The organism is Pseudomonas sp. HMSC066A08, from assembly GCF_001813025.1.
Classification (GTDB): Bacteria; Pseudomonadota; Gammaproteobacteria; order Pseudomonadales; family Pseudomonadaceae; genus Pseudomonas; species Pseudomonas aeruginosa.
The window spans coordinates 83,048-94,871 of sequence record NZ_KV811261.1 but is presented as its reverse complement, the minus strand read 5'-3'; the positions used below and the strand labels follow the sequence as shown (position 1 = coordinate 94,871).

Here is an 11,824-nt window from a genome sequence, read left to right as displayed (position 1 = left end):
GCACGAACTCGCCGCCGATGTAGTTGCCGTAGCGGGCCTTGAAGGAAACGATGGCGCCTTCGCTACCGGGATGGGCGTAACGCATGATGGTATCTCCTGGCTCTTGTGCTTATTAGGGGAGGACGCGCTGTTGCGCTTGTCGTAAGCCTGGAGCAAGGGCCGGGCCAGAGTGGCGAAAGGCCCGAAGTAGAGCGTCCTGGAGGTTTCGCAGGGGGGCTTGCGAACGCTCCCTGTCACGCGGGCGGGACGCTCGCGGGTGACACTCTGTACCGTTTTCGGCGCAGCGCATGACTCATCGGTCAGTCCGTCGTTGCATTGCGCCCCGGCCTGTTGGATGCTGCACCGATAGCCGTCCGGAGAGTCGCGGACCGATCCACCGCGCCCAGGCAAGAGACGGCCCGTCCCTCGCGGAGAACCATAACAATGCCTGCCAGTTCCATGAGCCGCCACGCGCGGCAAGTGCTGACCGTCGCCCAGGGCAAGATCCCGCCGGGCGGCCCTGCGACCGATCCGTCCATCGCCCGCTCCTGGCTGCGCTGCCTGGAACAGCACCATCTCGATCCCGGCCAGCCGATGGCGCCGATGGTGCTGGAGCACGCGCGCATGCTCGAACGCCGCGAGCGCCTGCAACAGGTGCTGGAGATCGCCGATGGCGAGATGCACAGCCTCTACCAGCAGCTTTCCGGCAACGACCACGCGGTACTGCTCACCGATGCCCGCGGGGTGATCCTCAATTGCGTCAACGCCGACGCCCAGCGCCAGACCTTCGAACACGCCGGCCTCTGGCTCGGCGCCGACTGGAGCGAGCCCTGCGAAGGCACCAACGGCATCGGCACCTGCGTGGTCGAGCGGCAGGCCCTGACCATCCAGCAGGAAGAGCACTTCCGTAGCCGCCACACCGGCCTGACCTGCTCGGCGAGCCCGGTGTTCGATCCGCAGGGCGAGCTGATGGCCGTGCTCGACGTGTCTTCGGCGCGCCAGGAAGTCTCGCGGCAGAGCCAGTTCCACACCATGGCGCTGGTCAACCTGTCGGCGAAGATCATCGAGGGCTGCTATTTCCTCCGTCGCTTCGAGGGCTCCTGGCTGCTGCGCTTCCATGTCCAGGGCGACTATGTCGGCCTGTTCAGCGAAGGGCTGCTGGCCTTCGAGGAAGACGGGCGGATCCGCGCGGTGAACCAGAGCGCGCTGAACCTGCTCGGTTGTCCGCGCCAGCGCCTGCTCGGCCAGCCGGTGGAGGCCTTCTTCGACTGCCGTCTCGACGACCTGCTCGGTCGCGCCTCGCCGCAGCCCAGCGCCAGTTGGCCGCTGCGCACCCGCGAGGGGCGGACCCTGTACGCCATGCTGCGCGGCGCGCCGCGGGCGATACCCCAGGCCCTGGTAATGCCCACGGCAGCGAGGCCGGCGCCCGCCACGCCCGGCCTGTGCCTGGGCGACGCCGAGCTGGCCGCCGACTTCCGCCGGGCGCTGAAAGTCTATGCGCGCGACGTACCGCTGCTGCTCAACGGTGAGACCGGTTCCGGCAAGGAAGCCTTCGCCAAGGCCGTGCACCTGGCCGGACCGCGCGCGGAACAGGCGTTCGTCGCGCTGAACTGCGCGGCGATCCCGGAAACCCTGATCGAGAGCGAACTGTTCGGTTATCGCGGCGGCAGCTTCACCGGCGCGCGCAAGGAGGGCATGCGTGGCAAGTTGCAGCAGGCCGACGGCGGCACCCTGTTCCTCGACGAGATCGGCGACATGCCGCTGGCCTTGCAGACCCGCCTGCTGCGGGTGCTGGAAGAGCGCCGGGTAGTGCCGCTGGGTGGCGAGCCGGAGGATGTCGATGTGCGTCTGATCAGCGCTACCCACCGCGACCTGGCCGAGCTGGTCGCCGACGGACGCTTCCGCGAGGATCTCTACTACCGCCTCAATGGCATGGTCGTGAGCCTGCCGCCGCTGCGCGAGCGCAGCGACCGCGAGGAGCTGCTGGACTACCTGCTGGCCGAGGAGGCCAGGGGCCAGCGCATCCAGCTCGACGGCGAGGTCCGCCAGGGCCTGCTGGCCTACCGCTGGCCGGGCAACGTCCGGCAGATGCGCACGGTGCTGCGGACCCTGGTGGCACTCTGCGAGGACGGCCGGGTCGGCCTGCGCGACCTGCCCGCGGATATCCGCCAGGCCCTGGCGGCGCTGCCGCCCGCCGCAGCGGCGCCCGCCCCGGCCGCGGGCAACAGCCTGGACGACGCCGAGCGAGCCGCGTTGCTGGCGGCCCTGGACGGCCAACGCTGGCACGTGAGCCGGGTGGCCGAGCAACTGGGGATCAGCCGCAACACCCTGTATCGCAAGCTGCGCCGGCACGGCCTGGTGCGCGGCCAGGCCTGACGGGCGGGACGGCTCCAGGCGGGCCGCCGCGAGTCCGGCGGGAACCCCGCCGGCGCCGCGTCGTCTGATGCCGCGACGCCGGGCGGCCGGCGCCTCCGCTGTGCTAATCTGCCGCCCATTCACAGCGCCTTCGACGGCTTGATCTGCAGGAGTCTGCATGCACATCCACGTACTCGGCATCTGCGGGACCTTCATGGGCTCGCTGGCCGTGCTGGCCAAGGAACTGGGCCACCGGGTGACCGGTTCCGACGCCAACGTCTACCCCCCCATGAGCACCCAGCTGCAAGCCCAGGGCATCGAGCTGATGCAGGGCTACGATCCGGCCCACCTGGAGCCGGCGCCGGACCTGGTAGTGATCGGCAACGCCCTGTCGCGCGGCAATCCGGCGGTGGAGCATGTCCTGAACAAGGGCCTGCCCTACGTTTCCGGCCCGCAGTGGCTGGCCGACCACGTGCTGCAAGGACGCTGGGTGCTGGCGGTGGCCGGTACCCACGGCAAGACCACCACCACCAGCATGCTCGCCTGGATCCTGGAGCACGCCGGCATGAGCCCGGGCTTCCTGATCGGCGGGGTGCCGCAGAACTTCGGGGTTTCGGCGCGCCTGGGCGGTACGCCGTTCTTCGTGGTCGAGGCCGACGAGTACGACAGCGCCTTCTTCGACAAGCGCTCGAAGTTCGTCCATTACCGCCCGCGCACGGCGATCCTGAACAACCTGGAATTCGACCACGCGGACATCTTCCCCGACCTCGCGGCCATCGAGCGGCAGTTCCACCATCTGGTGCGCACCGTGCCGGGCGAGGGCCTGATCATTCGCCCGAGCGCCGAGAAAGCCCTGGAGCGCGTACTCGGGATGGGCTGCTGGACCCCGGTGCAGACCACCGGCGAAGGCGGCCAGTGGCAGGCGCGCCTGCTCGCCGAGGACGGTTCGCGCTTCGAGGTGCTGTTCGACGGCATCGTCCAGGGCGAGGTGGACTGGCCGCTGACCGGCCTGCACAACGTCGCCAACGCCCTCGCCAGCCTGGCGGCGGCGCGCCATGTCGGCGTGCTGCCCAGCCAGGGCGCGGCGGCGCTCCGCGAGTTCCGCAACGTCAAGCGGCGCATGGAGAAGGTCGCGGAGGTCCGGGGCGTGACCCTCTACGATGACTTCGCCCACCATCCGACCGCCATCGCCACCACCCTCGATGGCCTGCGCAAGCAGGTTGGCGCCGATACCCAGGTGATCGCCATCGTCGAGCCGCGTTCCAACTCGATGAAGCTCGGCGCTCATCGCGACGGCCTGCCGGACAGCGTGCGCCAGGCCGACCAGGTGCTCTGGTACGCGCCGCCGAACCTGGGCTGGGACCTGGCCGCCACCGCCGCGCAATGCGCGATACCGTCGCAGGTCTGCGATACCCTGGAGGCGATCATCGAGCAGGTGCGCCAGCAGGCCAGGCCCGGCGCGCAAGTGGTGATCATGAGCAACGGCGGCTTCGGCGGCTTGCACGGCAAGCTGGCCGCGGCGCTGGCCGAGTGAGGGGCGCGATGAGCGGTCCGGAACGCATTACCCTGGCGATGACCGGCGCCTCCGGCGCCCAGTACGGCCTGCGCTTGCTCGATTGCCTGGTGCAGGAAGAGCGCGAGGTGCACTTCCTGATCTCCAAGGCCGCGCAACTGGTGATGGCCACCGAGACCGACGTGGCCCTGCCGGCCAAGCCGCAGGCGATGCAGGCCTTCCTTACCGAATATTGCGGTGCCGCCGCCGGACAGATCCGCGTGTTCGGCCAGAACGACTGGATGGCGCCGCCGGCCTCCGGCTCCAGCGCGCCCAATGCCATGGTGATCTGCCCGTGTTCCACCGGCACCCTGTCGGCGGTCGCCACGGGGGCCTGCAACAACCTCATCGAGCGCGCCGCCGATGTCGCCCTGAAGGAGCGCCGGCCGCTGGTGCTGGTGCCGCGCGAGGCGCCGTTCTCCAGTATCCACCTGGAAAACATGCTCAAGCTGTCCAACCTCGGCGCGGTGATCCTGCCGGCGGCGCCGGGCTTCTACCACCAGCCGCAATCGGTGGAGGACCTGGTGGACTTCGTCGTCGCGCGAATCCTCAACACCCTGGGGATTCCCCAGGACATGCTGCCGCGCTGGGGGGAACAGCACCTTGTCAGCGACGAGTAGGGTGCTGCTGCTGGTCCTGGCGGTGCAGATGGGCGGTTGCGCCACCGTGCGCACCCTGGATGCGGCCAAGCCAGGGGCGCCGGTGGTCTACGCCGGCACCCGGCTGGATTGGTACAGCCTGCACGGCGGCTGCTGCCCGATGGAACGCTTCGGCGCGGAGGCGCCGGCCCATCCGGGGCTCGACCTGCCGGGCAGCGCGCTGCTGGACACCCTGTTGCTGCCGTTCTCGCTGGCCACCGCCATCGGCCTCAACCTCGGCGTCAGCGGCGGCATGTAGGGCGGGACCCGCCCCAGGCTCATTTCCCCAGCTTGCGCAGTTCGTCGGACTCGACGAAGCGCACGCCCTTGCCTTCCTCCAGCGCCAGGCGCCAGAGCGCGCGGGCCAGGTCGCAGGCCTCGATGCCGTGGTACTTGCCGGGAAGGATGCGGGCGATCGGCGCGGCGAGGATCTCGGCCAGGCGGAATTCCTCGCGCGGGCCGAACAGCAGCGATGGCCGGGCGATGGTCAGTTGTGGCCAGCCCTGTTCCTGCAGGGCCTGCTCCAGTTCGCCCTTGACCCGGTTGTAGAAGATCGACGACTTGGCGTCGGCGCCCAGGGCGCTGACCACCAGGTAATGCCGGGCGCCCATCTCCAGAGCGCGCTTGCCCACCGCCAGCGGCAGGTCGAAATCGACCGCGCGGAAGGCTTCCTCCGAGCCGGCTTCCTTGATCGTGGTGCCGAGGCAACAGAAGGCGGTATCGATGCTGCCGTTGAGTTGCGGCAGCAACTCGGCCAGTGGGCCGACCGGGTTGTCCAGCCGCGGATGCTCGGCCAGCGCCTTGCGGGCAGGGGCGATGACCTTGGCCAGGGTCGGCTCGCTCAATATCCGATCCAACAGGTGCTCGCCGGTAAGACCGGTCGCGCCGGCGAGCAGAACGCGCTTGGGCGTCGAGTGCATGTGTGTTTCTCCCCTTCCACACCAATGAGCGTAGTGCGCGGCGTATCTATTTGCCCGCCGCGCCCTCGCCGGTTTTTCCTTCCCGGGACGCGAGCGCGCGCTCGGCTTGCTGCCCCCGCAGCGTCCGCCAGTGCGCGAGCACGCGTTCCGGTAACCAGGCTTGCGGTTCCGAAGCTTCGAAACCTTCCTCCTTCTCCCTTTGACGCACTTCCTCTTTCGCCAGTTCGAACGCTTTGGACAGATCGTCGGTGCGGTTCAGCGCATTGGCCAGCAAGGCGCGGCCGAAATAGGTGAATTCGGCGTCGTCGGAACAGCCGAACGAGACCCGGTCGGCACGCGCGGCGGTCAGGATCAGGGTACGTTCGTCCTTCAGCGGCGGGATGAAGCCCCCGCTGTAGCAGGCCGATACCACCAGCACCTTGTCGCGCTGGCGCAGCGGCGCGAGCAGTTCGGCCAGTTCCGCGGCCGGCAGGTCGCCGAGGTTCAGGCCGGGCATGTCCAGGGCCAACTGGTGGTCGCTGGAGCCGTGGCTGGTCAGGTAGATGAAGACCAGGTCTTCCGGCCCGCTGCGTTCGGCCAGGGTGCGCACGGCGCGGGACAGGCTTTCCCGGGTAGCCAGCGGGCGGTCGCCGAAGTGGTCGCGGTGGTTGACCAGGCGAATCACGCCACGAGCGGCGAAACGCTGGCCGAGCAGGTCGCCGGCGTAATCGGCCTCGCGCAGGAACACGCCCTGGCGGCCATCGCCGCCCAGGCTCAGGGCATAGAGTTCGCTGGCCGGCGTCGAGGCCGGGATCTTGCGCAGTTCTTCGTCGAGCAGGCGACCCTGGGCCAACAGGCCGATTTCCAGGGTGTCGGGCAGGGCCTTGCCGGCAGCGTCGCGGATGCGCTTGCCGTCGGCCCAGAGTCCCTGCTCACGGCTGCCGTCGGCGCGGTCCAGGGTGCCTTGGCCGGCATAGGCGCCGGCGGCGAAACCGCCTTCGTAGCGGGTGCCGTCCAGTTGTTCGAGCAGGCCTTGGCCATGGAAGCGCCAGAACTGGAAACCGCCGCGGTAGCGGCTGCCGTCGGCGCCGAGAAGCTCGCCGGGGCCGTTCAGCGCGCCTTCGCTGAAGCGGCCGATCCAGACATCGCCGCTGGCGCTTTCGTAGCGCCCCTGGCCATGGAACTGGTTGTCCTTGAACTGGCCGACGTAGCGGTCGCCATCGGGCCCGCTCCAGCGCCCCTTGCCGTTCAGTTGCCCGTCGCGGAAGGTACCGGCGTACTGGTTGCCCTGGCTGTCGCTGAAGCTGCCTTCGCCTTCCAGGCGGCCCTGGCGGAAGCTGCCCTGGTAGCGGCTGCCATCGCTGCCGTCCAGCGTGCCCTGGCCGCTGTACAGGCCCTTGCGGAAACCGCCGCGGTAGCGAGTGCCCTGTTGTTCCAGGCTGCCTTCGCCATCGAACAGGCCCTGGCGGAAGCCGCCCTGGTAGACGCTGCCATCGGCCATCGCCAGGCGTCCCTGACCGTCGAACAGGCCGGCCGCGAAGCCACCGCTGTAGCGGCTGCCGTCGGCGCCTTGCCAGGTGCCATGGCCGTGCAGCAGGCCATGCTCGAAGCGGCCGGCGTACCAGGCGCCGTTGTCGTAGTCCAGCCGGCCCTGGCCTTCCAGGCGCCCGTCCACCAACTCGCCGCGATAGCGCGCGCCGTCCGGCAGGCGCGCATCGGCCGGGAGCAGCGGTTCGCCCTCGCCGCAGGCGGCGAGCAGGATGACCAGGGCGGAACAGAGCGAGAGAGACCTGGCGGGGCGAAGCATGCGGCGTTCCCGATGAGTGGTTCGGTCCGAGGGTGAAGGGGAGACAGTGTGGCGGAAAAATCGTTGCCTGGCAGTAGGGTATTTCCCTGCCGGCCCAGAGCGCCCCCGCGAGCGGGGGCTTTTGGAGGGGGAGGGGCGCGAAGGCGCCTGGCCGTCAAGCGAACGGCAGTGCTCGCTGGGGTGGGCTCAGACGAAGCAGAGGCTGAGGGTCTCGGCGATGTAGGCGGGTTTCTCCTGGCCTTCGATCTCCAGGGTGGCGCGCGCCTTGATCAGCCACTGGCCGGGATTCTTCTCGTTGACGTCGAGCAGGGTCAGGCCCAGGCGGACCCGCGAGCCGACCCGCACCGGCTGGATGAAGCGCACCGTATCGAGGCCGTAGTTGACCGCCATCTTCAGTCCTTCGGGAAGCACCAGCAGGCCTTCCATCAGCTTCGGGATCAGCGACAGGGACAGGAAACCGTGGGCGATGGTGCCGCCGAAGGGTGTCTTCGCCGCTTTCTCCGGATCGACGTGGATGAACTGGTGGTCGCCGGTGCATTCGGCGAACTGGTCGACCCGCTCCTGGTCGATGGTGAGCCATTCGGAATGGCCGAGATCCTTGCCGACATAGTCCTTGAGCGCTGCTACGGGTACGAATGGCATAAATCCTCCGGGAGGATGGCTGTTGTTCTCATGGTGCAGGAAGATCAGCACGCGTTGGCGACCGGGTCAAGAAACCATCGGCCTGGCGAATATCGCGTCATGCGGTACCGCGGCTGCGACTGATGGATAAGCGAGGAGCGTGCCAATGTCCCGGCGGGCTGGGCATAATGGTCGGCCCTTGCTGGAGGTGCCCATGTTGCTTCGTGGTCTGACCTGGCTGGTGCTGTTCCAGTTGCTCGGCACAGGTCTGAACGTTCTGTTGTTGCCCATGCTGCCCGGTCCGATCATCGGCCTGGTGCTGCTGTTCGGTTATTTCCTGGCGCGTGGCGAGGTCGGCAAGCCGGTCAACGAGGCGGCCGGCTCGTTGCTGCGCTACCTGCCGCTGCTGCTGGTGCCGGCGGCGGTCGGGGTGATGGCCTATGCGCGGGAGATCGCCGCCGACTTCTGGGCCATCGTCGGCGCGCTGGTACTGTCGCTGGTGCTGTCGTTCCTGTTCGCCGGCTGGATGATGCAGAAGCTCATCGATCGCCAGCAACGTCGCCGGGAGGAGTCCTGATGGCCTGGCAGGCCGCCCTCGAGGCGGTGATCCACCATCCGCTGTTTGGCGTCGGCGTGACCCTGGGCGCCTACCAGTTGGCCCTGGCCGCCTATGAACGGACCCGCTGGGTGTTCCTGCAGCCAGTGCTGGTATCGATGCTGGTGGTGATCGGCGTGCTGCTGCTTTGCGGCATCGACTACGACGAATACAGTGCCAGCGCCAAGGTCCTGACCATTCTCCTCGGCCCCGCCACGGTGGCCCTGGCGGTGCCGCTGTTCCTCAACCTGCGGCGTATCCGCCAATTGTTCTGGCCGACCCTGCTGACCCTGGTGGTCGCCGGTACGCTGGCGACGGTGCTGGGCATCGCATTCGGCTGGCTGTTCGGTGCCGAGCCGCGGATGCTGATGAGCATGGCGCCGAAGTCGGTGACCTCGCCGATCGCCATGCTGGTGGCCAGCCAGATCGGCGGCGTGGCGGCGCTGGCCGCCGTGTTCGTACTGATCACCGGGGTGCTCGGGGCGATCCTCGGACCGGAGCTGCTGCGCGCCATCGGCGTGCGGCACCCCGCCGCGCAGGGCATGGCGCTGGGCATGACAGCCCACGCGGTGGGCACTTCGCGGGCCTTGCAGGAAGGCGAGGAGTGCGGCGCCTTCGCCGCCCTGGCGATGAGCCTGATGGGCGTTGCCACCGCAGTGCTGCTACCGTTGGCGGTAGCGCTGGTTGCCTGACGATGCCCGAGGAGTCGCGATGAAGTTGCCGTTGTTCCCCCTCAACGCCGTGCTGTTCCCCGGTTGTCGCCTGGACCTGCAGATCTTCGAGGCGCGCTACCTGGACATGATCAGCCGCTGCATGAAGCAGGGCAGCGGTTTCGGCGTGGTGACCATCGGCGAGGGGCGGGAGGTCGGCGAAGCGCCGAGCCGCCTGGCGATGGTCGGCTGCGAGGCCTCTGTCCGCGACTGGCAGCAGCGCCCGAATGGCCTGCTGGGCATCCGCGTGGAAGGCGGTCGGCGTTTCCAGGTGCTGTCGGTGGAGGTCCAGGCCGACCAGCTCAGCGTCGGCGAGATCGAGTGGTTCGAAGACCTGCCGGAGCAACCCCTGACCTACGAACACAACGATCTCGCCGCGTTGCTCAGCGTGCTGGCCGAGCATCCGATGGTGGCCGCGCTGGAGATGGGCGGCGAGCCCGGCGGCCAGCAGGACCTGGCCAACCAGTTGGCCTACCTGCTGCCGTTCGATACCGAACGCAAGCTCGAACTGCTTGCCCTGCCCGACGCGCAGATGCAACTGGCGCGGATCCAGGTGCTGCTGGAGCACCTGCAGGGCGAGTTGGGTATCGACTGAGCGCCAACCCTCACAGCGGCCGGTAGCGCGCAATGGCTTCCGGCAGGGCCCAGCCGGCGGCGATCGCCAGGGTCGCCACGCAGACCGGCAACAGCAGCCACCAGACCCGTTGTGGCAGCGCCGGCAGCGACTCGCGGCGCTGGCTCAGCCACAGGCTGGCGGCGCAGACCGTAGTGGCGAGCAGGGCGCCGGCGACGATGTCCGACGGCCAGTGCACGCCAAGGTAGACCCGCGACAGGGCGATGCTCAGCGACGGGATCACCGCCAGCAGTACCCAGGTCAGGCGCCAGCGCGGCGGTTGCTGGCGGCTGGCGAGGACGCCCAGGGTGAGGAAGAAGGCGAAGGACGCCGAGCTGTGTCCGCTGGGGAAACTGAAGCTGCTCAGCGGTTCGGCCAGCACTTCCGGGCGGGCGCGGGCGAACAGGGTCTTCAGGGTCTGGTTGGCCAGCGCGGTGCCCACCAGGGTGCCGATGGCGAAGATGGCCGGACGCCATTGCCGGGTCAGCAGGAGGATACCGCCGAGCAGCGCGCCGGCGATGAACTGGGTGCGGAAATCGCCGAGCCGGGTGACCACCACCATCACCGGGTTCAGGTCGGCGTTGCGGTGTTCCTGGACCAGCGTCATCAGGCCCTGGTCGAGGTCCTGGAGGTACGGCCAGGCGACGGTCATCGCCAGCAGCAGGACCAGGCTCAGCGCGGCCGCTACAGCGGTTGCCCAGCGTTTGCGCCGCAGGCTGGCCTGGACTACCACGCCGACCAGCACCGCCAGGCAGGCCGCGACGATCCCGGCTTCGCTCCAGAAGCCTTCTGGCAACGGCAGGCGCAGGGCTGCGCCGGTGGCCCAGCCGGGCAACAGGTAGGCGACCGCCCAGCCGGCGGCGGCGATCAGCGAAACGCCGAGAAAACGGCCGAACGGCATGTCGAGCATGCCGGCGACCATCGGCAGCATCGGCCGCAGGGCGCCGATGAAGCGGCCGACCAGCAGGCTGGCGATACCGTAGCGCTCGAAGTACACCTCGGCGGCGGTGATCCACTGCGGATGGCTGCGCAGGCCGGGCAGGCGGCGGATGTTCTGGTGGAAGCGGCGGCCGATCCAGTACGAGCCGAGGTCGCCCAGCACCCCGCCGGCGTAGGCCAGCAGCAGGGTTTCGCCGAGGCCGAGGGCGCCGCTGCCGGCGATCACCGCGACGCCGAACAGCAGCACCACCCCGGGCAGGACGATACCGACGATGGCCGCGCATTCGAGGAAGGCGATGAGGAAGATGGCCAGCCCCAGCCACTCGGGGTTGGCGGCCATCCAGGCGTTGAAGCTGTCGAGACTCATTGCAGGTGCGGGTCCTGGTGTCCGAGTAGATGATAGTCGCGCCCGGCGACCTGGCCGCGGCGCAGTGGGTTGCGGGTGCAGAAGGCGGCGAAGGCGGCATCGACGAAACGGTACGGCAGGTGTTCGTCGCGCCCCTTCGGAATGCCCAGCCGAGCGGCCTGGATCACCTGGCTGGGGCGCTCGCCGACATCGTCGACGAACAGTCGCTGCGGATCGAAGCGCTGCGCGTCCCACTCCGGCACCTTCAGCCCCATGGCCTTGCACAGCAGGGTCTGGCCGGCACACAGGCGGCCGATCTCGCGGGGCCGGCCCTGGCTGTCCGGGTTCAGGCTCTGCATCCGCTCCAGCGCCGCGTGGTCGCTGATGCGATCCAGCCAGGGATGGCCTGACTTGATCAGCACCGCATTGCCCGGGCCGCCGGCGCTGAAGTTCAGCGAGTCGCCGCCGCGCGCGTAATACATATAGATGTGCCCGCCGTCGAGGAACAGTGCCTTGCGCTTCTCGGTGTAGCCGAGCGAGGCATGGCTGCCTTTCTCCTCCAGATAGTAGGCCTCGGTCTCAATGATTCGCGCCGCCAGCCAGAGATTTCCCTGGCGATGGCGGATCACCTTGCCCAGCAGCTCGCGGGCGACCAGCAACGCATCGCGATCGAAGAAGGTGTCGGGGAGCGGCCGGGCGTCGGGCCAGGGCAAACTAAGGATGGGATCGCGGGACATGGGATTGTCGCTGGGACCATGGCAGTCATAGGC

At 68.8% G+C, this 11,824-nt stretch carries 13 protein-coding genes; 7 read left to right on the top strand and 6 right to left on the bottom strand.

The annotated features are described in order from the left end of the window. Positions 1 to 85, bottom strand: an 85-nt coding sequence (locus tag HMPREF2886_RS34935; protein ID WP_239667261.1) for a hypothetical protein, incomplete at its 3' end; no start/stop codon positions are given. A gap of 338 nt (positions 86 to 423) precedes the next feature. Here HMPREF2886_RS34935 and eatR point away from each other — a divergent pair. The 4 genes from eatR (at position 424) to HMPREF2886_RS04200 (ending at position 4,783) form a co-directional block, all read left to right on the top strand. Continuing rightward, positions 424 to 2,355: a sigma-54-dependent transcriptional regulator EatR gene (gene eatR, locus HMPREF2886_RS04215; protein ID WP_058178192.1), complete on the top strand. Its 1,932-nt coding sequence runs from the start codon at positions 424 to 426 to the stop codon at positions 2,353 to 2,355. Between the two features lie 157 nt (positions 2,356 to 2,512). Beyond that, complete coding sequence (gene mpl / locus HMPREF2886_RS04210) at positions 2,513 to 3,868, top strand: UDP-N-acetylmuramate:L-alanyl-gamma-D-glutamyl-meso-diaminopimelate ligase (RefSeq protein ID WP_033972316.1); 1,356 nt, start codon at positions 2,513 to 2,515, stop codon at positions 3,866 to 3,868. 8 nt (positions 3,869 to 3,876) lie between these two features. Then, a complete protein-coding gene (ubiX, locus tag HMPREF2886_RS04205) occupies positions 3,877 to 4,506 on the top strand; it encodes a flavin prenyltransferase UbiX (protein ID WP_003093227.1) in 630 nt (209 codons plus the stop codon). Between the two features lie 28 nt (positions 4,507 to 4,534). Continuing rightward, the gene (locus HMPREF2886_RS04200; RefSeq protein ID WP_042159398.1) at positions 4,535 to 4,783 is read left to right on the top strand and encodes a YceK/YidQ family lipoprotein; all 249 of its coding nucleotides are present in this window, start codon (positions 4,535 to 4,537) and stop codon (positions 4,781 to 4,783) included. A 19-nt stretch (positions 4,784 to 4,802) separates the two neighbouring features. Here HMPREF2886_RS04200 and HMPREF2886_RS04195 read toward each other — a convergent pair whose 3' ends face one another. From HMPREF2886_RS04195 to HMPREF2886_RS04185, 3 genes are all read right to left on the bottom strand, one after another. Continuing rightward, on the bottom strand, positions 4,803 to 5,444 hold the full coding sequence (locus HMPREF2886_RS04195; protein ID WP_023128592.1) for an oxidoreductase: 642 nt from the start codon (positions 5,442 to 5,444) through the stop codon (positions 4,803 to 4,805). 46 nt (positions 5,445 to 5,490) lie between these two features. Further along, the gene (locus tag HMPREF2886_RS04190) at positions 5,491 to 7,230 is read right to left on the bottom strand and encodes a C13 family peptidase (RefSeq protein ID WP_033977494.1); all 1,740 of its coding nucleotides are present in this window, start codon (positions 7,228 to 7,230) and stop codon (positions 5,491 to 5,493) included. A 186-nt stretch (positions 7,231 to 7,416) separates the two neighbouring features. Further along, a complete protein-coding gene (locus HMPREF2886_RS04185; RefSeq protein WP_003093220.1) occupies positions 7,417 to 7,872 on the bottom strand; it encodes a MaoC family dehydratase in 456 nt (151 codons plus the stop codon). A gap of 193 nt (positions 7,873 to 8,065) precedes the next feature. Here HMPREF2886_RS04185 and HMPREF2886_RS04180 point away from each other — a divergent pair, with 193 nt between their 5' ends. Genes HMPREF2886_RS04180 through HMPREF2886_RS04170 form a run of 3 tightly spaced genes read left to right on the top strand, consistent with a single transcriptional unit; the run spans position 8,066 to position 9,751 of the window. After that, a complete protein-coding gene (locus tag HMPREF2886_RS04180; RefSeq protein WP_003100294.1) occupies positions 8,066 to 8,428 on the top strand; it encodes a CidA/LrgA family protein in 363 nt (120 codons plus the stop codon). Then, positions 8,428 to 9,138, top strand: a complete 711-nt coding sequence (locus HMPREF2886_RS04175) for an LrgB family protein (RefSeq protein WP_003093214.1) — start codon at positions 8,428 to 8,430, stop codon at positions 9,136 to 9,138. Before HMPREF2886_RS04180 ends, HMPREF2886_RS04175 begins: the two co-directional genes overlap by 1 nt. 19 nt (positions 9,139 to 9,157) lie before the next feature. Next, positions 9,158 to 9,751, top strand: coding sequence for an LON peptidase substrate-binding domain-containing protein (locus HMPREF2886_RS04170; RefSeq protein ID WP_033972322.1), 594 nt, complete (start codon positions 9,158 to 9,160; stop codon positions 9,749 to 9,751). Between the two features lie 10 nt (positions 9,752 to 9,761). Here the strand turns inward: HMPREF2886_RS04170 and HMPREF2886_RS04165 are convergent, their stop codons facing one another. Together HMPREF2886_RS04165 and HMPREF2886_RS04160 are read right to left on the bottom strand one after the other, a co-directional pair. Further along, positions 9,762 to 11,075, bottom strand: a complete 1,314-nt coding sequence (locus HMPREF2886_RS04165; RefSeq protein ID WP_033972323.1) for a bifunctional DedA family/phosphatase PAP2 family protein — start codon at positions 11,073 to 11,075, stop codon at positions 9,762 to 9,764. Next, positions 11,072 to 11,791: a DNA-3-methyladenine glycosylase gene (locus HMPREF2886_RS04160; protein ID WP_003110373.1), complete on the bottom strand. Its 720-nt coding sequence runs from the start codon at positions 11,789 to 11,791 to the stop codon at positions 11,072 to 11,074. The genes HMPREF2886_RS04165 and HMPREF2886_RS04160 overlap by 4 nt, the downstream gene beginning before the upstream one ends. Between the last annotated feature and the right edge of the window lie 33 nt (positions 11,792 to 11,824).

What these genes read in the sequence shown, in the direction of transcription:
- eatR (WP_058178192.1), top strand. Translation starts at nt 424, where the DNA reads ATGCCTGCCAGTTCCATGAGCCGCCACGCGCGGCAAGTGCTGACCGTC.
- mpl (WP_033972316.1), top strand. Translation starts at nt 2,513, where the DNA reads ATGCACATCCACGTACTCGGCATCTGCGGGACCTTCATGGGCTCGCTG.
- ubiX (WP_003093227.1), top strand. Translation starts at nt 3,877, where the DNA reads ATGAGCGGTCCGGAACGCATTACCCTGGCGATGACCGGCGCCTCCGGC.
- HMPREF2886_RS04200 (WP_042159398.1), top strand. Translation starts at nt 4,535, where the DNA reads ATGGGCGGTTGCGCCACCGTGCGCACCCTGGATGCGGCCAAGCCAGGG.
- HMPREF2886_RS04195 (WP_023128592.1), bottom strand. Translation starts at nt 5,444, where the DNA reads ATGCACTCGACGCCCAAGCGCGTTCTGCTCGCCGGCGCGACCGGTCTT.
- HMPREF2886_RS04190 (WP_033977494.1), bottom strand. Translation starts at nt 7,230, where the DNA reads ATGCTTCGCCCCGCCAGGTCTCTCTCGCTCTGTTCCGCCCTGGTCATC.
- HMPREF2886_RS04185 (WP_003093220.1), bottom strand. Translation starts at nt 7,872, where the DNA reads ATGCCATTCGTACCCGTAGCAGCGCTCAAGGACTATGTCGGCAAGGAT.
- HMPREF2886_RS04180 (WP_003100294.1), top strand. Translation starts at nt 8,066, where the DNA reads ATGTTGCTTCGTGGTCTGACCTGGCTGGTGCTGTTCCAGTTGCTCGGC.
- HMPREF2886_RS04175 (WP_003093214.1), top strand. Translation starts at nt 8,428, where the DNA reads ATGGCCTGGCAGGCCGCCCTCGAGGCGGTGATCCACCATCCGCTGTTT.
- HMPREF2886_RS04170 (WP_033972322.1), top strand. Translation starts at nt 9,158, where the DNA reads ATGAAGTTGCCGTTGTTCCCCCTCAACGCCGTGCTGTTCCCCGGTTGT.
- HMPREF2886_RS04165 (WP_033972323.1), bottom strand. Translation starts at nt 11,075, where the DNA reads ATGAGTCTCGACAGCTTCAACGCCTGGATGGCCGCCAACCCCGAGTGG.
- HMPREF2886_RS04160 (WP_003110373.1), bottom strand. Translation starts at nt 11,791, where the DNA reads ATGTCCCGCGATCCCATCCTTAGTTTGCCCTGGCCCGACGCCCGGCCG.